The sequence below is a fragment of the Kribbella sp. NBC_01505 genome (genome assembly GCF_045040285.1).
GTDB lineage: Bacteria > Actinomycetota > Actinomycetes > Propionibacteriales > Kribbellaceae > Kribbella.
The window spans coordinates 3443029-3464673 of record NZ_CP109425.1 but is presented as its reverse complement, the minus strand read 5'-3'; the positions used below and the strand labels follow the sequence as shown (position 1 = coordinate 3464673).

The following is a 21645-nucleotide window of genomic DNA, read 5'->3' as shown; positions in this document are numbered from 1 at the left end:
AACGATCTTTTGCGATGGAGTCAGCGGTCCACCAACACACACGGACCGAAGCTTCCGGTCTGCGCGCGTCGCGGCGAGGCGGGACCACTGGACTTGCCGTCGTCGATCAGCTCGAGCAGCAGCGTGTGACCACGGAACTTCGTCGGATCGAGTTCCAGGCCCAGGCGGGGGCTGTCGGGCTTGGACGTCATCAGCTCTGCCGTATTCAGCACCGCACCCCGCACCTCGTGGATGACGGGAGCCGGAGTCCTGCGACAGATCTTGCCCGGTGGCACGACCGTGACCTCCGCCGGGACACCAGCGGCCCGGATCCGCTTCGCGAGCCCATCGGCATCGGTGAAGTTGTAGATCCGTACCCGCACCTTGCCGTCCGCCTGGGTCGTCACCGCGTAGGCCGACGACGTTGCCTGCTCACCGCCGAGGATCGGTACGGCGACCGCCGTACCGGCAGCCAGTGTCAGGCAGGCGGCGATTCCGACCAGGACCCGCTTCGGCCGTTTGCGCCGGATGTCGACCGGTCGCTCAGCGACCACTGTGCGGAGCTCGGTCAGCAGCTTGTCTTCGAAGGTGTTCATGAGGTCATCTCCGTGGGAGTCGGTGCCAGGTGGAGTGACTGCGACCTGAGCCGTCCGCGCGCCCGGTGCAACCGCACCCGGAACGCCGTGAACCGGATGCCGAGCACCTGCGCGGCGTCCTGCGGCGAGAGCCCGTCGAGTACGACGAGCTCCAGCGCGGCGCGTTCGCCGGCCGGCAGTTCGTCCATCGCCCGCAACAACGCCCGCGCCGAGGCCTCGGCGTCGATCCGCTCCTCGAGCCGGGTGACGTCGTCCGGCGTGAGCAGCCGCCGCCCCGAGATCCGCTGGTTCGCCCGCAACTCGCGGGCATGCCGGCGCTTCTCCGCCGACACCACGTTCCGCGCGATCCCGTAGAGCCAGCCGACCGGCGTACCGAGGTTCGCCCGGTAGCCGGCCGCCGCGTCGATCGCGGCCAGGAACACGTCCGCCGTCAGGTCCGCGGCCAGGTACGGATCGTCCACCCGCCGCGCCACGAACCGTTGAATCCGTTCGATGTGCTCGGTGTAGAACGCCTCGAACACGTCGGGGTCCCGCCCGATCTCGGCAATCTCGGTCACGTCCGTCCTTCCGTCGCAGTCGGAAGTACTTGGCCCGAGCAGTACCTGACGTTACGTCCCGATCAGGTCGGCCGGTGCTCCTCGACCGCCGCGGCCGCCGTCTCGTCCCCGTCGGCGCGCAGGCCGGCGATCACGCCGTCGACGTCCGCGGCCGACCGGTTCTGCGACAACTTCACCTTCGCCTCGACCCGCGTGATCGCGAGCTCGATCCCGACGATCGCCCGCAGTTGCCCGGTCACGAACTTCTCCGGGGCATCCGCCACCGACCACGGCTCGGCCCGCGTGCCCTCGTGCAGATCGGACAACCGCCGTACCAGCTCGCCCACCCAGACCGGATCGTCGTGCACCGTCAGCTCGCCGTACACGTGGGCCGTCACGTAGTTCCACGTCGGTACGACGCGGCCGTGCTCGCGCTTGGCGGCGTACCAGCTCGGTGACACGTACGAGTCGACGCCGTGCATGATCACCAACGCCTCGCCCCGCACGGGGAGCTGCCACTGCTCGTTGTTCCGCGCCAGATGCCCCTGCAGCACCTTCCGCTCCGCGTCGTACACGAACGGCAGCATCGTCGCCAGCAGACCCGCATCCGTCATCGTCACCAGATCCGCCGCCCCATGACCGGCCAACAGCTCCTCGACAACATCGTCTCCAGCAGCAAAATGCGCAGGAACATACATCCGAACTCCAACCCTCGACCAGCAAACACCTCCAGCCTGCCGCCTCGGGCCGAACCCTGCACAGGTCCAATTCACCCCACCTCTCACCCCCAACCGGCCTACGCCGCCGCCGGCGGAAGCCACATCAGGGTGGTGGGCTCCGTCGGGTCGGGGGCGTGCGGCACGACGACGACCTGGTGGGTGTCTTCGTAGAGGACGCGGCCGGGGTCGGGGGACTCGTAGCGCTCGCACGGGAGGTTGTGGGCGGCGAGGACCGCCAGGTACTGGGGGATCGGCTCGAAGAGGTGCGTGGCGGTGGTCCGGAACCAGGACGCGGCCAACAGGTTGTCCTCGTAGACGGTCGGGTCGACCGTGGACGGGTTCGTGTACGTGGCGTCGTACCAGGCATTCGTCGTACGGCGGAAGTTCTCCTCCTCGGCTGTGAGCAGTCCGCGGTGGCCGAGCATGTTCACCAGACCGAAGATGCCGATCCGGCGGCCGCGGCGGTCGGGGACTGGACTCTGGTAGCGCACGAAAGTCATGCACCATTCTGCGTGAGAGGGTGGGGCAGTGGAGACGCGCTTGGACACGGCCCGGGTCCGGGCGGCCCGCGAGGTGATCGACCCGGTGTTCCTCGACACGCCGTTCTACGAGTGCGAAGCGTTGGAGCCGGAGCTCGGTTGTCACGTGAGCATCAAGCTCGAGACGGCGAACCCGGTGCGCAGCTTCAAGGGTCGCGGTACGGAGCTGGTCGCCAGTCAACTCGCCGGGACCGCCGCGGTCTGTGCCAGTGCGGGCAACCTCGGGCAGGCGCTCGCTTGGTCGGGCCGCAAGCGCGGACTGGACATCACGGTCGTCGCATCTCGGTTCGCCACCCCGGCCAAGCTCGACCGCATCCGCGCGTTGGGCGCCACTCTCGAACTGGTCGACGGCGACCACGAACTCGCCCGGGACAGGGCCGCGGAGATCGCGCGGTCCACCGGGATCCGGCTCGTGGAGGACAGCCTCGACCTCGAAACTTGCGAGGGCGCGGCCACCATCGGCCTGGAGCTGGTCGAGTCGGCCGGGTCCTTCGACACCGTCCTGATCGCGCTGGGCGGCGGTGCGATGGCGACCGGCATCGGTCACGTCCTGAAGGAGCTCGCGCCCGACGTCGAGATCATCTGCGTGCAGCCGGTCGGCGCACCCGCGATGACACTGTCCTGGCGCGAACGCCGCGTCATCACCACCTCGGCGACCAACACGATCGCCGACGGCGTGGCCGGCCGCCGCCCGATTCCCGAGGTGCTGGCCGACCTCCTGCAGGTCGCCGACGACGCCGTACTGGTCGAGGAGTCCTCGATCATCGCCGGCGTGCGCCTCCTCCACACCCACGCCGGCCTGGTCGCCGAACCCTCCGGCGCCCTAGGCCTGGCCGCGCTCCTCGAAAACCCGACCCGCTTCGCCGACCGCCGCGTCGTCACCATCATCTGCGGCAGCAACGTGAACCCACCCGACCACCACCGCTGGATCCAGGCCCCGTCGGAAATTCAGTCGCTCCGCTGAGCGGCGTACCCGTAACGTGCTTTTCACCCACCGGGAGGTGAAGCGCATGCACGAAGTCGTGATCCCGCTGACGATCCGCGACCTGACCGTCGACGACCTGCCGATGCTGAACGAGCCGCCGGCGCACCTCACCGCCATTGCCAAGGAACTGAATCGCGCACGGCAAGGCGAGGTCGACTATCTGGCGGTCTGCGGTCCGAACAACCAACCGCTCGCCTCCGGCGCAGTCGACTTCACCAAACCGGCCAACGGCGCGACGCTCTACCAACTGGCGGTCCTGGAACCATTCCGCTCCTGCGGAATCGGCACCGTCCTCGTCGAGGCCCTCGAGCAACGCATTATTGCCCGCGGCATCTATCTCGCCGAACTAGGCATCGACGTCGCAAGCCCGCGCCCCAAGGCCCTCTACGAACGCCTCGGCTACACAGTCAGCGGCACCAAACTCGGCTCCTGGGACGTCGACGCCCCCGACGGCACCACCACCCGCTACGAAACCACCATCACCCTCCTCCGCAAGCAACTGCTCCCAGCCCCGGCGGATTCTTAGGCATGGGCGCACTCGTCTATCTGATCGTCGGTCTTCCCGGCGCGGGTAAAACGACGCGCGCCAAACAGCTGGAGATCGACGCGCCTGCCCTTCGGCTGACGCCGGATGAGTGGCAGACGGCGCTGTTCGACGGCGCGAACCCATCGGACAAGCGCGACCTCGTCGAGGGCAAGCTCATCCAGGTCGGCATGCGTGCCGCGCAGCTCGGGACGAACGTCGTCTTCGACTTCGGCTTCTGGGGCAAGGACGAGCGCTCAGCCCTGCGGTGGATCGCCTCGATCGTGGGCGCCCGAAGTCAGGTCATCTACCTACCGATCGAGCCCGAAGAGCAACTGAGGCGAGTCACCCACCGCTTCGCCACCACTCCCGACCAGACCTTCCACATCAGCAACGCCGAACTCGACGAGTGGCGAACCCTGTTCGAAACCCCGGATCAGGAGGAGCTGGAAGGAACGCACCTTCCCCTGCCCCCGCCGACCCATCCCACCTGGTCGGCCTGGGCCTCCGAGCGCTGGCCGTCGCTACCCGATCTCGCCGAGAATCCAGTCGTATAGGTAGAGCGCCACCTCGACCCGCCGCTCGGCGTCGGCCAGAAACAACTCCCGGTACAGGCGTTCCACGTCGGGAGGTCCGGCCAGATCGCCGAGGTGTGGTCGTACCGAGCTGTTGGGTGGCAGCGGCCGATTGTTCGCCGCCCACAGCCCCTCCATCAGGAACCACGTGGTGGTCCCGGTGACGAAAGCAGCCTTCAGCAGGTCACCACCCGCCATGGCGACCCGGATCTTCTCCGCGGGATAGCGCAGGTTCTTGGCCAGCTCGGCCCGCTCCGCCTCGGTCGCCCGATACCCGTCGTACCGGTCCTGAGCGAAGTCCTTCAACCGGACCAACGCACCCTGCGGGTCATAGAGAATCTTCCCGTCCAGGTAGGCATAGACATGCATCGGCGCGGTCTCCAGCTTCGCGCGCGCAGCCGCCTCATCGGCATAGCTCCGCTCGACCGGTACGCCCTCGCGCATCTCATCCAGCGCAGGCCGGCTCAGTCCGTCAGCGAGCAGAATCCGCAGGTCGAGATCCGTGCCCGGCAGGGCGTCTCCCCGAGCCAGCGATCCGGTCAGCAGTACGCCGACGACTTCCTCATCCGCCGTCGCCTCGACGACCAGTCCCCGCAGCAAAGCGTCGTACATCGCTGACCCCTCATCGATGGCGAACCCCAGAACGCCCGACGATAGCTCTGCCGCCCGCATCCCGACCAAGGACTTTCTGTCGGACCTGCCTGGCACGCTGCAGCACATGCCGATCCCCAGAGCCGCCGCCGTCGTCACCAAAGGCCATCAAGCCCTCGTGATCAAGCGCTACCTACGCCAGCAGACAGCCAGCGCCTGCGTCATGTGCGAAGCCAGCAACCAGAACACTCCGGACTGCCCCGGCCACCACTACGCAGTCCTCCCCGGCGGCCACGTCGAAGAAGGCGAAACCCCCGAAACAACCGCCCTCCGCGAGCTCGCCGAGGAAACCACCCTCACCGCCCAGATCGACCGCCTGCTCTGGACCGGCAAACACAACGGCCGACCAGCCTCCTACTACCTGACAACCAACGTCACCGGCACCCCCACGCTCGCCGGCGACGAGCTAGAAGCCCAGACCCCCAACAACATCTCCGAACTCCTCTGGGCAGCCCCCACCGAGTTCGATGCCCTAGGCCTCTACCCCGCCGACATCAGGTCCCCTCTAACCGAACTGCTCACCAACCACGCCTAGCCACGTGATCGGCGAGTGCGGGGGATACGCGTTGGGTGCCGAGGCGAACCGCCAGCACCCACCAACTCTGCAAGACCCGCCTAATTCACGCTCAGCATGCCCCGCCCGGGCAGCTCAGCAGCGAGTTGGACGGTGATGCAGATCCGCAACCACCCGCGACTAGGTTTCTGTTGAATCCGGTGTGGAGCGTTCGTAGTAGGGGTGACGGGCGGTCGGGGAGCGACCGCTGGACTGACAGGAAGGCGTGGCGCCATGCGGAAGCTGATCTACGGCATGAACCTGAGTCTGGACGGCTACATCGCCGCGCCTGGCGACGACATCGGCTGGGGTGTGCCGAGCGATGAGCTGTTTCAGTGGTGGCTCGAGCAGGAGTTGGCGATCGGGCTGTTGATGTACGGGCGCAAGCTGTGGGAGGCGATGAGTTCCCACTGGCCGACCGGCGACCAGCAGCCCGACGCAGCCCCGGCGCAGATCGAGTTCGCGCGCAACTGGCGGGACACGCCGAAGGTGGTGTTCTCGTCCACCCTCGACAAGGTCGACTGGAACACCCGCCTGGTCACGGGCGACGCCGTACCGGAGATCACCCGCCTGAAGGCCGAAGACGGCGAGCCGATGCGAGTCGGCGGCGCCACACTCGCCGGCGCGGCCATCCGAGCCGGGCTGGTCGACGAGTACGAGATCGTCACCCATCCAGTCCTGGTAGGCGCCGGCACCCCCTTCTTCACCACCCTCGACAACTGGGTAAACCTGAACCTCGTAGAATCGCGGACCTTCCCCGGCGGCGTCATCCTCACCAGGTACAAGACAAGGCGCTGACCGCAATTCCTTGGTTAGCTGGCTCCATGGGTCGACACTTCGTGCTGTTCGGAACGGGTGACTGGTCTCCCTGGTGTGATCAGCTTTTCGTGGACCTTGCCGTTCCTGGGCGGCACGCAGCAGTCGTTGCCGCAGGGCAGGCAGAACACGGCCCGGCAGTTGTTGATGAGTACCGCCGGGGAGCCGCCGAGCGACTGGCACGTGTGGGTGTGCCCAGCCTGGATGTCCCACTCCTGAGCAGATCCGACGCCGACGACCCGGCCGCTACTGCTTGCCTGGACAACGCCGCATTCCTCTACATGCTCGGCGGCGGACCGAGGGGACAGGTCGCCGCGCTTCGTGGCTCAACGTTCTGGCGGCGTTTCCTCGACACCTCACTGCCTTACGTCGGAAGTAGCGGTGGCGCCATGCTCCTTGGCGCGCGCTACCCCACATCTCCTGCAGGTGAGGTTGATACGGGTTTGAGCGTGTTCCCGAACACCGTCATTGCCGCCCATTGGAACGAGCTGGATGACGCTTGGCGCGCGATCTTCCTCGACCTGGCCGGAGAGGGTCTGCTCATCGGGATCGATGTCGACGCCGCACTCGTCGGCGATGGAGCGAACTGGCTCGTGCACGGTCCGGGAGACGTCCACATCCGTGGACGCGCCGGCTGGCGACGCCACTCAGCCGGCACCCACCTGCAACTGCAACTAACTTCCCCGGCCGGGCGGTAAACCCCAGCGGCGGGAGAGCGCTGTTCAGGTTGTTGGTTTGTCGAGGACTAGGCGCTGGCTGCCGTCTACCAGTTCGCGGCAGATGTCGAGGTGTCCGGCGTGAGTGGCTGTCTCGATGATGACGTGCAGCAAGATCTCTTGCAGGGTGGAGTACGGCGGGTTGCCGCTGTCCTCGAACCACCAGAGGGGCTCGGCGTGCAGCGGCAGGTCGGCGACGGCTGCGTTGGCGAGCCTGCACTCGGTGGCGTACTGCTCGAGGAGATCCTCATCGCTTTGGTGATCGGGGGCGATCCAGCCGTCGTACCCCGGGGGGAGATCCACGTGCTCGCCGGCCATGACGGCTCGAAACCATACCCGCTCGACGTCCAGGGTCAGGTGCCTGATGACACCTCGGGGTGTCCAGCCTGAGGGGACCTGGGAACGGCGGCGAGCCTCGGCCGGCATCGCCGTGACCTGTTCCATGACATGCGTCCGCCGCGCGTCGAGCCACTCAAGCAGCTGGCGCTTCGTGGTCTGCTCTGCATTCATGTCCATGCCTACGGCCGACCTGCGCTGACCCAGTTGTGGATGTCGATCAAGGTCGCGCTGGTGGGAAGGTGACCACCCTCGTACTGGAAGCCTTGAGCGGTGGGGATGTTTTCAAGCAGCCACCGCGCGTCGCTCTCGGGGACGTGCTCGTCGGCTGTGCCGTACCAGATTCCGACCGGGACGCTAATGCTCTCGGGGGAGAAGCCCCACGGCTGGGCAAACGCGACCTTGTCGTCGTACCAGCCGTCAAGGCTGTCAGCGAATGTAGCGACCAGCCGAGCCTGAGTGGCTGGGTCCTCCCAACCAGGGGTACCGACTGGCGCTCCGGGATATGCGGGACCGCCTGCCTCGACCTGGCCAAGGATGTCGGCACCGAGCTGTGCCAGCTGTCCTCGAAGAACCTCTTCGGAGGGCAGTGTCTCGGCCTGCGGGCGAATACCCGAGAGCACCGCGCACCTGGTGACACGTTGCGGCAGAAGCGCCGCGCACGCCAGCGCATGCGGACCCCCACCCGATCCACCCGTCACCGCGAACGTCTCCCAGCCCTGGCTGTCCGCGAGCACCTCGACATCCCGCACAACATCGGCCACCGTACGTCCCGGCAGCCGGGTCGAACCGCCGTACCCAGGACGGTCAGGCATCAACACGCGCACACCGCTGTGTTCGATCGCCGCGATCTGATCAGGCCGCCGCATCCGGCTACTCGGAGTTCCATACAGCTCGATCACCGGCACCCCGTCGACGGGCCCGTACAAGCAGAACCGGAGCGTGCGCCCCGCCACGCTGATCTGGTCATCCACCCACCCATCCAACCCCAAAACCAGGGCCAAATAGCCGTCCTGTGACCCGCCTTGGGGCCCAATATCCAGCCTCCCCAGCGCCACCCGTTCGAGTCCGGATCGGCTGGTGCGCGACACTCGACTGCCAGGTGATGTGCGACGTGCGATCATCGCCCATGCTGCATGTGTCTGAGGACGGCGCCGTCGTTGCCCTTCGGTGGGATAGCGGGCACCGTGTTGCGGAGATCGAGTTCGCATCCCCGCGCTTTCGCTACCGCGATGCCTCGGATCCGAACCTGGCATCCGACGACATGGTCGAGTACACAGTTCGCCTTGCGGGGAACGGGCTGGTAGCAGAAGTGGCGGTGCTGAGTCACGACACCGCCGGCACCGGATTGCCCGCGTTCCTCGAGCAGCTGGGCGAGGACTTTCGCGGCTGGGACGGCACACGTACGTGGGTGAACCTGGACCGCGAGCTCGGGGTTGAAGCCACATGGTCGTCGCGAGGGCACGTCGCCCTCCGCTGGTGGATCACGCCCAGCCTGTACGACAAATGGAACGCCTCGGTTGTCGTGCAAGTCGAGGCCGGTGCTGAGATGTCAGCCCTCGCCCGCGAACTCTCGTCGTTCTTCGCCCTCTGACCGCCTTGGGTCACGCACACGGACCAGATCTATACCCAGGCCGCCAGGGACCGGGTACTCGACAAGGCCGAGCAGAAGAGCCTCGGAGCCCGACCTCGTCCGGTCGCGGGGGAAGAAATCCCAACCGCGGCGCTCAACCCCGGCTATAGGCCGATGCGAAGCGAGGCCGAAGGGGGTGCGGGTGGCGAAGCCCCCGCCTGCGGCAAGCGAAGCGCAGCCGCACAACACGACGAAGGCGAGGCGTTCGCGCTTTCCGCGAACACACCTCGCCTATCGCCTTCGTGGAGACGAGGGGACTTGAACCCCTAACCCCTGCCTTGCAAAGGCAGTGCTCTGCCAATTGAGCTACGCCCCCGTGGTGGGGTGGTCAGTGACCCGGGGTGACCGGGTCGACGGCCTCGGCCCAGAGGTCCTTTTCGGCGCGGGACTGCTGGGTCTTCTTGTAAGCGAAGTATCCACCGATGCCGGCCAGCAGCACCAGGAGAATCTTTCTCAGCACCGCGGGACTCCTCGGATCGGGGGTTTCACGATCTGGTGGGCCTAACTGGATTTGAACCAGTGACCTCTGCCTTATCAGGGCAGCGCTCTAACCAACTGAGCTATAGGCCCGTATCTACGGGGTCGAACTCGGGAGAGATTACCGCACCGAGCGGCCGTCCTCCAAAACGGTTTCGGCCGGACCCGGTCGGGTCCGGCCGACAATCGTCAGTCCTCCGACGCGAGCGTGACTTCGAGGCCGCCGAGGAGCGTGGCGGCGATGTTGTAGAGGAAGGATCCGAGGGTGGCCAGGGCCGTGATGATCAGCACATCGGCGCAGGCGAGCAGGGTGGTGAAACCCATCACCTTGCCGGTGTTGATGTAGTTCTCGATCCGGAACGGCTCGGTGTTCGGGTTGCCGAGGACCTCGGTGACCGTGTTGTTGATGTTGTCGAAGACACCGGCGGCACCGATCGCGGACCAGACGATGAAGACGGCGACCCAGGTGACGATGCCGAAGGCGATCGCCAGCAGGAAGGCCGTCTTCATGACCGACCACGGGTCGATCCGCGACATCCGCAGGCGGGCCTTGCGGGTCTGCGAGCGACCGGAGAGCTTGGAGTCCCCGACGTCGACGCTCTCACTGTCGTCGGACCTGCTGGTGACGGCGGAGGCCTTGTCGAGCACGGCCTGACGCGCCGCACTGACCTTGTCACCGAACGTCTCGGTCTTGTCCGTGCTGCGACCGGTCAGCCCGTACGACGATCCGCCGGCGGCCGGTGTGGTCGTGGCGGGAGCCGGAGTACCCGACCAGGGCTCCGGGCGGCCCGGCGTACTGGGTGCTGGGGCCGGTCGGCCGGTGCTCGGCTGACCCGGACGGACCGGCTGCTGGGCAGGGCGGACCGGCGCACCAGTGGTGCCACCGGGACGCTGCTGCTGCGGCCGAAGCTCGGCACCAGGACGCTGGCCGTTCCCGCCAGGGGTACGACCGTTAGAAGCCGGGGTGGCCGGCGTGGACTGCTTCCCGCCCGGCGCAGGGCGCTGGGGTTTGGAGCTGTCCGCACCTTCGGGCCAGGTCGGCCTCGCGCGGTTGGTCATCAGTTACCCTCCTGGCCGGCTTCGTCGTCTTCGACGGTAGCCGCGCCGTCCACATCCGTCGAACGCTCGTCGGTAGTACTGACGCTCGCAGAGGGCGTTTCGGTTGTCGAAGCGTCCACATCCTGGGCATCCGTGGACACAACCTCGCCCTCCGCGCCTTCCGACGTGGTTTCCGAGCCGTCCTCGAGGCCTTCGACGGTCAGATCGGTGTTCCGGGCGATCGCGACCACGGCGTCGGACTCGCCGACCCCGGCGAACCGGACGCCCATCGTGTCGCGACCCTTGACCGGCACGCTGTCGACCCGGCTGCGGACGACCTGGCCGCTGGCCTTGATCGCCAGCACCTGGTCCTCGTCGACCACGACGATCGCGCCGACCAGCGAGCCGCGCTCGTCGTTCAGCTTGACCGCCTTGATGCCGAGCCCGCCGCGACCCTGCTGCCGGTACTCCGAGACCTTCGACCGCTTGGCGTACCCGGCGTCGGTGACGGTGAAGACGTACTGCGCGTCCTCCTCCGAGCCGGCCCGGATGACGGCCATCGACAGCAGTTCGTCACCGTCGCGGAACTTCATCCCGGTGACACCGGACGTGGCCCGGCCCATCGGGCGGAGCTGCTCGTCGTTCGCCGTGAAGCGGATCGACTGGCCCTTCCGGGAGACCAGCATCAGGTCGTCCTCGGCCGAGGCCATCTCGGCGCCGATCAGCTCGTCGTCCTCGTCGCGGAAGTTGACCGCGATGATGCCGCTCTGCCGGGCCGAGTCGTAGTCGGTCAGCGCCGTCTTCTTCACCAGTCCGCGCTTGGTGGCCAGCAACAGGTACGGCTCCTGCTCGTAGTCGCGCAGCGTCAGGACCTGCGCGATCTCCTCGTCCGGCTGGAACGAGAGCAGGCCGGCGACGTGCGAACCCTTGGCGTCGCGCGCCGACTCGGGCAGCTGCCACACCTTGGCCCGGTAGACCCGGCCCTTGGTGGTGAAGAACAACATCCAGTGGTGGTTCGTGGTGGTGAAGAAGTGGCCGATCTCGTCCTCGGCCCGCATCGTCGCGCCGCGAACGCCCTTGCCGCCCCGGTTCTGGGTCCGGTACAGGTCGGTCTTGGTGCGCTTGGCGTAGCCGCCGCGGCTGATCGTGACGACCACGTCCTCGTCCGGGACCAGGTCCTGGACGGACAGGTCGCCGTCGGCCGCGATGATCTCGGTACGACGCTCGTCGCCGTACCGCTCGGTGATCTCGGCCAGCTCTTCGCGGACGATGCTCCGCTGCCGGACCGGGTCGGCCAGGATGTCCTCGAGGTCGGCGATGACGGCTTCGAGCTCGTTCAGCCGGTCGATGATCTTCTGGCGCTCCAGGGCGGCCAGCCGGCGCAGCTGCATGTCGAGGATCGCCTGCGCCTGGATCTCGTCGATGTCGAGCAGGCTGATCAGGCCTTGGCGCGCCTCTTCGACGTCGGGGCTGCGGCGGATGAGGGCGATGACCTCGTCCAGCGCGTCCAGCGCCTTCACATAACCGCGGAAGATGTGCGCGTTCTTCTGCGCCTCGCGCAAGCGGTACCGGGTGCGCCGCTGGATGACCTCGATCTGGTGGCTGATCCAGTGCGTGATGAACAGGTCGACGCTGAGCGTGCGCGGCACGCCGTCGACCAGGGCCAGCATGTTGCAGCCGAAGGTGTCCTGCAGCTGCGTGTGCTTGTAGAGATTGTTCAGCACGACGCGCGGCTGGGCGTCCCGCTTGAGCACGATCACCAGGCGCTGGCCGGTCCGGGACGAGGTGTCGTCGCGGATGTCGGCGATCCCGGTCATCTTGCCGGTGTTCACCAGCTCGGCGATCTTCTGCGCGAGGTTGTCCGGGTTGACCATGTAGGGCAGCTGGCTGACGACCAGGCTGGTCCGGCCCTTGGCGTCTTCCTCGATGTCGACGACCGCGCGCATCGTGACCGAGCCACGACCGGTGCGGTAGGCGTCGTCGATGCCCTTGTAGCCGACGATCAGGGCGCCGTTCGGGAAGTCCGGGCCCTTGATGTGCTCCATGCACGCCGCCAGGACTTCTTCCTGGGTGGCGTCCGGATTCTCCAGGCACCAGTTCGCGGCGGCCGCGACCTCGCGCAGGTTGTGCGGCGGGATGTTCGTCGCCATGCCGACCGCGATGCCGGCCGAGCCGTTGACCAGCAGGTTCGGGAAGCGGGCCGGCAGGATCACCGGCTCCTGCGAGCGGCCGTCGTAGTTGGGGCGGAAGTCGACCGTCTCCTGGTCGATGTCGCGCACCATCTCCATCGCCAGCGGGGCCAGCCGGCACTCCGTGTACCGCATCGCGGCCGCGGGGTCGTTACCCGGCGAGCCGAAGTTTCCCTGGCCCTGGATCATCGGCGCGCGCATCACCCACGGCTGTGCCAGCCGGACCAAGGTGTCGTAGATCGCCGAGTCGCCGTGCGGGTGGTACTGACCCATCACGTCACCGACGATGCGCGAGCACTTGGAGAAACCACGGTCCGGCCGGTAGCCGCCGTCGTACATCGCGTAGAGGATGCGCCGGTGCACCGGCTTCAGGCCGTCGCGCACCTCGGGCAGCGCGCGGCCGACGATGACGGCCATCGCGTAGTCGAGGTACGACTGCTGCATCTCCGTCTGCAGATCGAGGGGCTCGATCCGGTCGTGTCCAGGGGAAATGGGGGTCTCGGTCATCTGATGCTCGTCCCGTTCGTGTCAGACGTCGTACGTCGGTGAAGTCGGCGCGGAAGTGGTAGCGGCCCCGCACAGGCAGGGCCGCGGCACTCAGATGTCAAGGAAGCGGACGTCCTTGGCGTTGCGCTGGATGAAGTTCCGACGAGCCTCGATGTCGTCACCCATCAGGGTCGCGAAGGTCTCGTCCGCCCGGGCGGCGTCGTCCAGGGTGATCTGCAGCAGCACCCGGTTGGCCGGGTCCATCGTGGTCTCCCACAGCTCCTGCGCGTTCATCTCGCCCAGACCCTTGTAGCGCTGGATCGCGTTGTCCTTCGGCAGCTTCTTGCCCGCCTCGATGCCGGCCTCGAGCAGACCGTCCTTCTCGCGCTCGGTGTAGGCGAGCTCAGGCGTCTGGTTGCTCCAGCGGATCTTGTACAGCGGCGGCTGCGCGGCGTAGACGTGACCGCGCTCGATCAGCGGCCGCATGAAGCGGAACAGCAGCGTGAGCAGCAGCGTCCGGATGTGCTGACCGTCGACGTCCGCGTCGGCCATCAGCACGATCTTGTGGTACCGCAGCTTCTCCTCGTCGAAGTCCTCGTGGATGCCGGTCCCGAGGGCGGAGATGATCGCCAGTACTTCGTTGTTCTGCAGGACGCGGTCGATCCGGGCCTTCTCGACGTTCAGGATCTTGCCCCGGATCGGCAGGATCGCCTGGTACTTCGGATCGCGGCCACCCTTGGCGGAGCCACCGGCCGAGTCACCCTCGACGATGTAGACCTCGCACTCCTCCGGGTTGGTCGACTGGCAGTCGGACAGCTTGCCCGGCAGCCCGCCGCCACCCAGCAGCCCCTTGCGGTTGCGGGCCAGCTCGCGCGCCTTGCGGGCGGCGATCCGGGCACTCGCGGCCGCGGTGGCCTTGCGGATGATGTCACGGCCCTCGGCCGGGTTCTGCTCGAACCAGGCGCCGAGCCGGTCGTTCACGACCCGCTGGGTGAAGCCCTTCACCTCGGTGTTGCCGAGCTTGGTCTTGGTCTGGCCCTCGAACTGCGGGTTGCCGAGCTTGACCGAGATGATCGCGGTCAGGCCTTCCCGGATGTCGTCACCGGTGAGCCTGTCCTCCTTCTTCTTGATCATGCCCTGGTCCTCGGCGAACGAGTTGACCAGCGAGGTGAGCGCGGCCCGGAAGCCCTCTTCGTGCGTGCCGCCCTCGTGGGTGTTGATCGTGTTCGCGAAGGTGTGCACGGACTCCTGGTAGGAACCGCTCCACTGCATCGCGACCTCGAGGCTCAGCGAGCCGTCGGCCTGCGCGGCCTCGAACGCGATCACGTCGCGGTGCACGGTCTCGCGGATGCCGGTCAGGTACTTCACGTAGTCGACCAGGCCGTCCTCGTACTTGAAGGACTGCTCGACCGGCTGACCGTCCTCGGTGTGGTCCGGCCGCTCGTCGCGGATGACCAGCTCGAGGCCCTTGTTCAGGAACGCGTACTCGCGGAAGCGGGTGGTCAGCGTCTCGAACGAGTAGACCGTCGTCTCGAAGACGTCCGGGCTCGGCCAGAAGGTGATCGTGGTGCCGTTGGAGTCCGACGTCCCGACCTCGGCCAGGTCCGCGTCCGGGACACCGATCGTGAAGGACTGCGTGTAGATCTTGTCGTTCTTGCGCACGTCCACCTGGAGCCGGCTGGACAGCGCGTTCACGACCGAGACACCGACGCCGTGCAGACCACCGGAGACCTTGTACCCGCCGCCGCCGAACTTGCCGCCGGCGTGCAGCACGGTCAGCACGACCGTGACGGCCGGCTTGCCCTCGGACTCGACGATGTCGACCGGGATACCGCGGCCGTTGTCGACGACCTGGACGCCGCCGTCGGGCAGCAGGGTGACGATGATCTTGTCGCAGAATCCGGCGAGCGCCTCGTCCACCGCGTTGTCGACCACCTCGTAGACCAGGTGGTGCAGACCCCGCTCACCGGTGGAACCGATGTACATACCCGGCCGCTTGCGGACCGCGTCGAGCCCTTCGAGGACCTGGATCGCGCTCGCGTCGTACTCCTTCTCGACGACGCTGGACTGGATCTCGGTCAGTAGTGCTTCTTCTTCGATGCCTTGCGCTTGGCTGCCGGTGTCCTCTGCGGACGTTGTTTCGTCGATCTCGGTCGGCTCGTCGGTCACCGGCTGTTGTCCTCCTCGGACCCCACGTCAGCGGGGCATCGCGGCACAGTGGGAGCGGCCACTACAGTGTTGTCAGGGGCGCAGCTCGTCGTACAGGGTCTATCTTACCCGTCGACCGAAGCAGAACCTGCCACCAGCCGCCCGAAACTCACCTCAGGGCGTCTTTTCGCCCTCCTCGCCATGTCCCCTCTCGCGGGTGGGGGGCCGGAAAGCGCTCACGGGCGCTCAGTGGCCTCCGGCGGTTTCACCACTGACCCGGTACGGCGCCGCCCGCACGGCACCGGTCCAGACCGCCCCGCGCGCACCCGCCGCCCCTTAGGATCGCTGCCGTGGAGAGTCTCGACGACGTCATCGACGACCTGATCGCCGACCGGGTGATCCGCCGGCACCGGCGGACCTGGCTGATCGTCATCGCCGCCGTCGTCGTACTGGCGCTGCTGGTGCTGGCCACGGGCGGCTGGAAGGAGAAGGTGGGGCGTGCCGTCCCGACCTTCGACGCGCCGGCGACGGTGAGCGCGGGCCGTTGGGAGTTCAGTTTCACCAAGGCCGAGATCGTCCGCGAGCCGAAGACCGAGTACTCCGCGGCCAAGGCCGAGCTGCGGGTCTACCTCGACGTCCGGAACGTCGACACCGAGGAACACATCAGCACGGCCCCGCGGGGCGAGGTGCTGCGGCTGGTCCCGGGCGGCGGCAAGGACCTGGTGAACTCCAGCTACGTCAGTTGCCGCGGCGAGCTGGGCTGGGTGATCGTGTACGGCCTGCCGCCGGAGAGCTGCTTCACCAAGTTCGAGATCGAGCCCGACTTCGACGCCGACCAGATCGAGATCGGCATCCTCGGTGAGCAGTACGTCTCGGACAACGGGCTGCTCGGCGCGAGCGAGGACCCGTACTGGCACCTGCCGAAGGCGGCGGCCGTGGTCCGCCTGAAGCCGACCGTCGTCGTCAAGGACGAGGAGAAGTAGGAGTGAAGATCTACCGCCCCGCCACGATCCTCGTCGGTGTCCTGTTCGTCCTGATCGGCGGACTGACCCGGCTGGCGACACCTGAGCAGGTGTTCGACCAGCAGAACATGATGGTCAGCAGTGGCACGATCGGCCAGCCGTTGAAGTTCGGCAAGGAGGCATCGCTCACCGTGGTCCGGATGCAGCTGGCCAAGTCGGTGCTGGACGCGAACTCGACCGACGAGAAGCCGATCGAGACCAACGGGGTCTACGTCGCGCTGGAGTGGGAGAGCACCCCGGGCGTCGAGAAGCCGGACGGGGTGCGGCCGACGCTGGTCTCGGGCAGCGGTGTGGTGTTCAGTCCGGTGCCGTTCACCTACTCCGGAATCGAGTTCGGCGCCCCCGGCTTCACCACCTCCGGCGCGATCGTGTTCGAGGTGGACCCGGCACAGCTGGAGGGTCTGACCCTGCAGGTGCAGCCGATCCAGTTCTGGAACGTGCTGAACCGGATGGTGTCGGTCGACCTCGGGATCCCCGGCGCGGACACGGCGCAGCGACTCGTCGACGGCGCCGCGGATCAGTACATCCTGCCGAAGCGCGACACCCGGGTCGCCTCGTGACGGGCGCGAACCGCGCCGCCCGGCTGGCGGCCCAGATCTCGCTGCTGCTGGTTCTACTGGCCACCAGTTGCTTCCTGATGCTGAAGACCTACCTCGGTGACCCGGAGCAGAACTTCAACGACGGTGCGATCAACCACGTCGCGTCCAAGGGCCCGGTCACCGTCGGCAAGGTCGGGTGGCAGCTCGACTCGTTGACCGTCTACACGCGGCTCGTCGACACCAAGGGCAAAGAGATCTCGATCGAGCGGCCGGCCGGATCCGTCATCGTCGTCGCCGAGTTGCAGGTCACTCCGCTCGACGGGCTCCGGCTCGACGACGGTGGTTTCCTCTGCGCCGCCAGCCTGCGGGACGACCGTGGGAACAGCTGGCAGACCACCAATGCCTTCCGGTTCACGCTGCCGACCGGCTGCTCGGACGACGATCACCCGTTCGCCCGGAACAAGGCGAACAAGCTCGCACAGGTGTACGTCGTACCGCAGGAGGCTGTGTCGCACCTGCAGGGTGTGGTGCTGACCGACCGCGACGAGTACGAGCGGTTCCTGATCACGCTCTGACCGCGGTGGATCAGGCGGTCGCCGGCACCTTGGGTGCAGCGGCCGCCGCCTCGGCGCGACGCTCGCTACCGACCGAGATGCACAGGTCGAAGGCCGCCGCCAGCAACGCGATCCGGATCGGCTCGAAGATCAGGCTGCGGATCAGGTCGGCGATCTCGTGGTTCATCAGGCCCCAGCGCTGACCGTGGATGCCGATCGCGCGCTGGATCGCGACGAACAGCCAGTCGTCGCCGAGCAGCCAGACCGTGTAGAGCATGCAGACCACACCGAGGAAGACCGGACCGACCCGGACGAGCAGCCGGAACGCGTTCAGCGTCGGGTAGAACTTCTCGCGGAAGCCACCGAGCAGCAGATCGGGTGCTTTGTTGGTCAGGGCAACGAAACGGTTGGGCTGCGGCGCCTCCGGGCTGACCCGCCGGCCGAACCGTCGCTCCACCCCGGTGCCCGTGAAGACGCCGCGGCTGGACAGCACCCGGTGACCGAACACGACCGTGGTGATCGCCAGCCAGGTCAGCGGTTCCGCGACGCCCAGCTTGAACAACGGCCAGAGCGTGTCCCAGGCAAAGCCCCAGAGGAACTCGATCCCGGCCGGCAGTGGGATATGGATGCCGGCCCAGAAATCCTTCCAGCCGTCCCACCAGTCCACGGACCAGTACCAGAAGCTGCGGTCCTTGAACCAGTCCTTGGCGTCGCCGATCGCGTACGACGAGACGACCACGGTCAGCAGCAGGAAGAACGACTCGGCCCACACCTGCGCGAACTTCACCGGCCGGCTCGGCCACTTGTCGTCGACCGCCTGCAGGACCCGTCGCAGTACCAGCAGGATGAAGATGGCCGGCAAGTACTTGTGCCAGGCGCCACCGACCAGCTCGAAGAACCCCGACCCGGCCTGCAGACCGCGCTCGACATTGTTGCTGGTCGACAGTTCGGTGACCTGGTCCTCGAGGAAGCCCCAGGCGGACCAGACCGCGACCAGCGGCAGCAGCGTGACCGCGACCAGCTCCATGAAGCCTTGCTGCGTCGGGTCCGAGGTCTCTTCTGACTTGTTCTGCGCGGCGTCGCGCCAGCGATAGAGCGAGGCCGCGCAAGTCCGGATCATGCCGATCGACGCGGTGATCTGGATCAGCACGCCAACCGCGAAGACGCCGACGCCCAAGCTTCCGTGCGCGTGCTCGTCCAGCCAGATGGCTGCCCGCGTACAGGCCTTGAAGCCCGCATAGCCCACCAGCCACCAGGTGGTCAGGGGCAGCAGGTTCCGCCACCAGAGCCGGAAGGTGTCTCCGATCAGCTGGACCATCTCGCGGAAACCGTCGCCGAGGGTGCGCATCGCGCCCGATCCTAAAGCATTCGAGGGTGACCGCGGCCAGGCCCGGAGACCGGTCAGCCGTAGGTGTCGCGGGGGCCGCGGCCGCCGCGGACCGTGCGCGGGCCACGGCGCCAACTCGGAGCGTGCGGGCCCTGGACGTTGACCTGAACGACAGTGCCGTCGCCGAGCTCGGCGTTGAGCCGACGGACCAGGTCGGGCGCCAGGAGTTTGAGCTGGGTGGCCCAGGCCGTGGACGAGGTCCGGACGGTCAGGATGTTGTTCTCGTAGGACTCAGGGGTGCAGTGCTGCGCGGTCTCGGGCCCGACGATGGTCGGCCAGCGGGCCATCACGCCATGTACGGCGACGTCGACCTCCCAGCCTTGGTCGCGCATCAACCGGCCGAGGGTGTTGGTCAGCTTCTGCGGGTCGCGGTCGTCGGGGCGGGCGCTGCTGATCTGCGCGCCCTCGATCCGCGGCCGGCGGCGACGCTTGACGGGCTTGAAGCCACCGTTCGCTGCCTGCTGCTTGAGCCGGCCGGCCAGCGACTTCGCCAGATCCAGCCCTTGCTTGTCGTGCTCGTCTTCCTCCGGCAGCTCCGGAGAGACCTCGCTCTCGGGGTCGCTCTCAGAGGAATTCCGGGGTTCAGGCACGACGTACGGTCCCGTCGCCGACCTCGAAACGCACTCCGCTGAGCTCAGCGGGCACGTCCGCACCGACGGCGGCGGTCACCAGCACCTGCTCGGCCGGGGCGACCAGCTCGGCCAGGCGGTCCCGGCGACTGGTGTCGAGCTCGGCGAACACGTCGTCCAGGATCAGCACCGGTTCACCCCCGTCCGCCTTCAGCAGCTCGTACGACGCCAGTCGCAGCGCGAGTGCGTACGACCAGGACTCACCGTGACTCGCATACCCCTTCGCAGGCAAGTCCCCAAGCCCCAGTACGACGTCGTCGCGGTGCGGGCCGACCAGCGACACCCCACGGTCCAGCTCGTCCTGACGCTTCTCGTGCACGGTGGCGAGGATGACCTCGGCCAGCTGCTCGCGCGACGTGACACCGGGTTCGAGCGGCACCGACGACTTGTACTCGAGCCGCGCATCACCCTTGCCTCGGGCAACCGCGTCGTACGCGTCGGCGATCAACGGGCGCAGGGACTCCAGGAGCTCGAGCCGGGTCGCCAGCAATTCGGCGCCGGTCCGGGCCAGGTTCGAATCCCAGACCTCGAGGGTGCGCAACTGCCCCTCGGCGGAACTTGTCCGGTTCTGCCGACGGGCCTGCGAAGCGCTGCGTAGCAACGAGTTCCGCTGCTTCAGGACCCGGTCATAGTCCGCCCGTACGCCGGCCATCCGCGGTGCGCGCAGAGTCAGCAGCTCGTCGAGGAAGCGCCGCCGTTCGGAAGGGTCGCCCTTCACCAGGGCGAGATCCTCCGGGGCGAACAGCACCGTCCGGAGCAGTCCGAGCACTTCCCGTGGCCGCGGAACCGGCGAGCGGTTGATCCGGGCCCGGTTTGCCCTCCCAGGATTGATTTCCAGCTCGACCACGACATCGCGGTCGTACTGGCTGCGGATCTCGGTCCGCACGATCGCGCGGGGAGCACCGGCCCGGACCAACGGAGCGTCGGTCGCGACCCGGTGCGAACCGAGCGTCGCGGTGTAGTGGATCGCCTCGACCAGGTTGGTCTTGCCGTGCCCGTTCGGCCCGACGAAGGCCGTCACGCCCGGGGCGAGCTCGACCTCCGCCTGCTGGTAGGACCGAAAGTCGATCAGACCCAGGGCGGTGACATACACCTCAGTGCTGGACCGGCGGCGTCGCGTACGACGGGTCGGCGCCCTCGGCACCCTTCACGGCGTGCCCACCGAACTGGTTGCGCATCGCGGCGATCGCCTTCATCGCCGGCGAGTCCTCCTGCCGGGACGCGAACCGCGCGAACAGCGCCGCCGCGATGGCCGGCACCGGTACGGCGTGGTCGATCGCGGCCTCGACCGTCCAGCGGCCTTCGCCCGAGTCGTCGGCGTACCCGCGGATCTTCTCCAGGTGGGTGTCGTCCTCGAGCGCGTTCACGAGCAGGTCGAGCAGCCAGGACCGGATCACGGTGCCCTCGCGCCAGGAGCGGAACGCCTCCGGCACGTTGTCGACGATGTCCGCGGCCTCGAGCAGCTCGTAGCCCTCGGCGTACGCCTGCATGATGCCGTACTCGATGCCGTTGTGGACCATCTTCGAGAAGTGGCCCGCGCCGACCTTGCCGGCGTGCACGAAGCCGAACTCGCCCTCGGGCTTGAGCGCCTCGAAGACCGGCATCACGGTGGCGATCGTGTCCTTGTCGCCGCCGCACATCAGCGCGTAGCCGTTCTCCAGGCCCCAGACGCCGCCGGAGACACCGCAGTCGGCGAACTTGATGCCCTTTTCGGCCAGCTGCGCGGCCCGGCGGGTGTCATCGGTCCAGCGGCTGTTACCGCCGTCGATCACGATGTCGCCGGGGGAGAGCAGCTCGGCCAGCTCGGTGACGACCGGGTCGATGGCCTGGACCGGCACCATCACCCAGACGACCTTCGGCTGGTCGGTCGCCGTGAGCTTGCCGACCATGTCGGCGAGGTCCGTGGCGTCGGAGATGTCCTGGTTGTGATCGAAGCCGACCACGGTGTGACCGGCGTTGCGGATGCGCTGGCGCATGTTGCCGCCCATCTTGCCGAGACCGACAAGGCCGAGCTCCATC

Annotated in this window: 25 protein-coding genes and 2 tRNA genes; 10 read left to right on the top strand and 17 right to left on the bottom strand. The window is 67.5% G+C overall.

What is annotated here, in order from left to right; genetic code table 11:
• Positions 1-20 precede the first annotated feature (20 nt).
• The 4 genes from OG474_RS16360 to OG474_RS16345 all read right to left on the bottom strand — a co-directional run bounded on the left by OG474_RS16360 (position 21) and on the right by OG474_RS16345 (position 2330).
• Positions 21-575 carry a hypothetical protein gene (locus tag OG474_RS16360; RefSeq protein ID WP_405063146.1) on the bottom strand — a complete coding sequence of 185 codons (555 nt, stop codon included), beginning with the start codon at positions 573-575 and terminating at the stop codon, positions 21-23.
• The gene (locus OG474_RS16355) at positions 572-1132 is read right to left on the bottom strand and encodes an RNA polymerase sigma factor (protein WP_405063145.1); all 561 of its coding nucleotides are present in this window, start codon (positions 1130-1132) and stop codon (positions 572-574) included. Before OG474_RS16355 ends, OG474_RS16360 begins: the two co-directional genes overlap by 4 nt.
• Before the next feature lie 62 nt (positions 1133-1194).
• Positions 1195-1809 (bottom strand): FMN-binding negative transcriptional regulator, encoded by a 615-nt coding sequence (locus tag OG474_RS16350; protein ID WP_405063144.1) that lies wholly within the window; start codon positions 1807-1809, stop codon positions 1195-1197.
• Positions 1810-1907: 98 nt separating this feature from the next.
• Positions 1908-2330, bottom strand: coding sequence for a hypothetical protein (locus tag OG474_RS16345; RefSeq protein WP_405063143.1), 423 nt, complete (start codon positions 2328-2330; stop codon positions 1908-1910).
• A gap of 28 nt (positions 2331-2358) precedes the next feature.
• Between OG474_RS16345 and OG474_RS16340 the strand changes: the two genes are divergently transcribed.
• The 3 genes from OG474_RS16340 to OG474_RS16330 are packed head-to-tail and all read left to right on the top strand — an operon-like array spanning position 2359 to position 4434.
• Positions 2359-3333, top strand: a complete 975-nt coding sequence (locus OG474_RS16340) for a threonine/serine dehydratase (protein ID WP_405063142.1) — start codon at positions 2359-2361, stop codon at positions 3331-3333.
• A gap of 46 nt (positions 3334-3379) precedes the next feature.
• Positions 3380-3880, top strand: a complete 501-nt coding sequence (locus OG474_RS16335) for a GNAT family N-acetyltransferase (protein WP_405063141.1) — start codon at positions 3380-3382, stop codon at positions 3878-3880.
• A 2-nt stretch (positions 3881-3882) separates the two neighbouring features.
• A complete protein-coding gene (locus OG474_RS16330) occupies positions 3883-4434 on the top strand; it encodes an AAA family ATPase (protein ID WP_405063140.1) in 552 nt (183 codons plus the stop codon).
• Here the strand turns inward: OG474_RS16330 and OG474_RS16325 are convergent.
• Positions 4402-5064 (bottom strand): nucleotidyltransferase domain-containing protein, encoded by a 663-nt coding sequence (locus tag OG474_RS16325; protein WP_405063139.1) that lies wholly within the window; start codon positions 5062-5064, stop codon positions 4402-4404. The two genes, OG474_RS16330 and OG474_RS16325, sit on opposite strands and share 33 nt — an antisense overlap.
• A 106-nt stretch (positions 5065-5170) precedes the next feature.
• Here OG474_RS16325 and OG474_RS16320 point away from each other — a divergent pair, with 106 nt between their 5' ends.
• The 3 genes from OG474_RS16320 (at position 5171) to OG474_RS16310 (ending at position 7170) form a co-directional block, all read left to right on the top strand.
• Positions 5171-5638, top strand: coding sequence for an NUDIX domain-containing protein (locus OG474_RS16320; protein ID WP_405063138.1), 468 nt, complete (start codon positions 5171-5173; stop codon positions 5636-5638).
• A 252-nt stretch (positions 5639-5890) separates the two neighbouring features.
• Positions 5891-6454 carry a dihydrofolate reductase family protein gene (locus OG474_RS16315; protein WP_405063137.1) on the top strand — a complete coding sequence of 188 codons (564 nt, stop codon included), beginning with the start codon at positions 5891-5893 and terminating at the stop codon, positions 6452-6454.
• 209 nt (positions 6455-6663) lie between these two features.
• Complete coding sequence (locus tag OG474_RS16310; RefSeq protein ID WP_405063136.1) at positions 6664-7170, top strand: hypothetical protein; 507 nt, start codon at positions 6664-6666, stop codon at positions 7168-7170.
• 24 nt (positions 7171-7194) lie between these two features.
• Here the strand turns inward: OG474_RS16310 and OG474_RS16305 are convergent, their stop codons facing one another.
• Entirely contained in the window at positions 7195-7698 is a 504-nt protein-coding gene (locus tag OG474_RS16305) for a DinB family protein (protein WP_405063135.1), read from the bottom strand.
• Between the two features lie 8 nt (positions 7699-7706).
• Positions 7707-8498 (bottom strand): alpha/beta fold hydrolase, encoded by a 792-nt coding sequence (locus OG474_RS16300; RefSeq protein ID WP_405063134.1) that lies wholly within the window; start codon positions 8496-8498, stop codon positions 7707-7709.
• A gap of 155 nt (positions 8499-8653) precedes the next feature.
• On the opposite strand from OG474_RS16300, the gene OG474_RS16295 reads away from it, so the two are divergent.
• Positions 8654-9118: a DUF6228 family protein gene (locus OG474_RS16295; RefSeq protein ID WP_405063133.1), complete on the top strand. Its 465-nt coding sequence runs from the start codon at positions 8654-8656 to the stop codon at positions 9116-9118.
• 282 nt (positions 9119-9400) lie between these two features.
• Here OG474_RS16295 and OG474_RS16290 read toward each other — a convergent pair.
• From OG474_RS16290 to gyrB, 6 genes are all read right to left on the bottom strand, one after another.
• Positions 9401-9473: transfer RNA gene (locus tag OG474_RS16290), tRNA-Ala, on the bottom strand.
• 12 nt (positions 9474-9485) lie between these two features.
• Positions 9486-9617 (bottom strand): DLW-39 family protein, encoded by a 132-nt coding sequence (locus tag OG474_RS16285; protein WP_405063132.1) that lies wholly within the window; start codon positions 9615-9617, stop codon positions 9486-9488.
• Positions 9618-9650: 33 nt separating this feature from the next.
• A tRNA-Ile gene (locus OG474_RS16280) sits at positions 9651-9727 on the bottom strand.
• Between the two features lie 96 nt (positions 9728-9823).
• On the bottom strand, positions 9824-10693 hold the full coding sequence (locus OG474_RS16275) for a DUF3566 domain-containing protein (protein WP_405063131.1): 870 nt from the start codon (positions 10691-10693) through the stop codon (positions 9824-9826).
• On the bottom strand, positions 10693-13305 hold the full coding sequence (gyrA, locus tag OG474_RS16270) for a DNA gyrase subunit A (RefSeq protein ID WP_405064586.1): 2613 nt from the start codon (positions 13303-13305) through the stop codon (positions 10693-10695). Before gyrA ends, OG474_RS16275 begins: the two co-directional genes overlap by 1 nt.
• Before the next feature lie 153 nt (positions 13306-13458).
• Positions 13459-15516, bottom strand: a complete 2058-nt coding sequence (gyrB, locus tag OG474_RS16265) for a DNA topoisomerase (ATP-hydrolyzing) subunit B (protein ID WP_405063130.1) — start codon at positions 15514-15516, stop codon at positions 13459-13461.
• A gap of 329 nt (positions 15517-15845) precedes the next feature.
• Here gyrB and OG474_RS16260 point away from each other — a divergent pair, with 329 nt between their 5' ends.
• From OG474_RS16260 to OG474_RS16250, 3 genes are read left to right on the top strand one after another with little or no spacing between them, the layout of a single operon-like run.
• Positions 15846-16478: a hypothetical protein gene (locus OG474_RS16260; RefSeq protein ID WP_405063129.1), complete on the top strand. Its 633-nt coding sequence runs from the start codon at positions 15846-15848 to the stop codon at positions 16476-16478.
• 2 nt (positions 16479-16480) lie between these two features.
• Positions 16481-17077, top strand: a complete 597-nt coding sequence (locus tag OG474_RS16255; RefSeq protein WP_405063128.1) for a hypothetical protein — start codon at positions 16481-16483, stop codon at positions 17075-17077.
• Positions 17074-17631, top strand: coding sequence for a hypothetical protein (locus OG474_RS16250; RefSeq protein ID WP_405063127.1), 558 nt, complete (start codon positions 17074-17076; stop codon positions 17629-17631). Before OG474_RS16255 ends, OG474_RS16250 begins: the two co-directional genes overlap by 4 nt.
• Positions 17632-17641: 10 nt before the next feature.
• Here OG474_RS16250 and OG474_RS16245 read toward each other — a convergent pair whose 3' ends face one another.
• From OG474_RS16245 to gnd, 4 genes are read right to left on the bottom strand one after another with little or no spacing between them, the layout of a single operon-like run.
• Positions 17642-18958 (bottom strand): hypothetical protein, encoded by a 1317-nt coding sequence (locus tag OG474_RS16245; RefSeq protein WP_405063126.1) that lies wholly within the window; start codon positions 18956-18958, stop codon positions 17642-17644.
• A gap of 53 nt (positions 18959-19011) precedes the next feature.
• A complete protein-coding gene (locus tag OG474_RS16240) occupies positions 19012-19587 on the bottom strand; it encodes a DUF721 domain-containing protein (RefSeq protein WP_405063125.1) in 576 nt (191 codons plus the stop codon).
• A complete protein-coding gene (recF, locus tag OG474_RS16235; protein WP_405063124.1) occupies positions 19580-20719 on the bottom strand; it encodes a DNA replication/repair protein RecF in 1140 nt (379 codons plus the stop codon). Before recF ends, OG474_RS16240 begins: the two co-directional genes overlap by 8 nt.
• 1 nt (position 20720) lies before the next feature.
• The gene (gene gnd / locus OG474_RS16230; RefSeq protein WP_405063123.1) at positions 20721-21644 is read right to left on the bottom strand and encodes a phosphogluconate dehydrogenase (NAD(+)-dependent, decarboxylating); all 924 of its coding nucleotides are present in this window, start codon (positions 21642-21644) and stop codon (positions 20721-20723) included.
• Between the last annotated feature and the right edge of the window lies 1 nt (position 21645).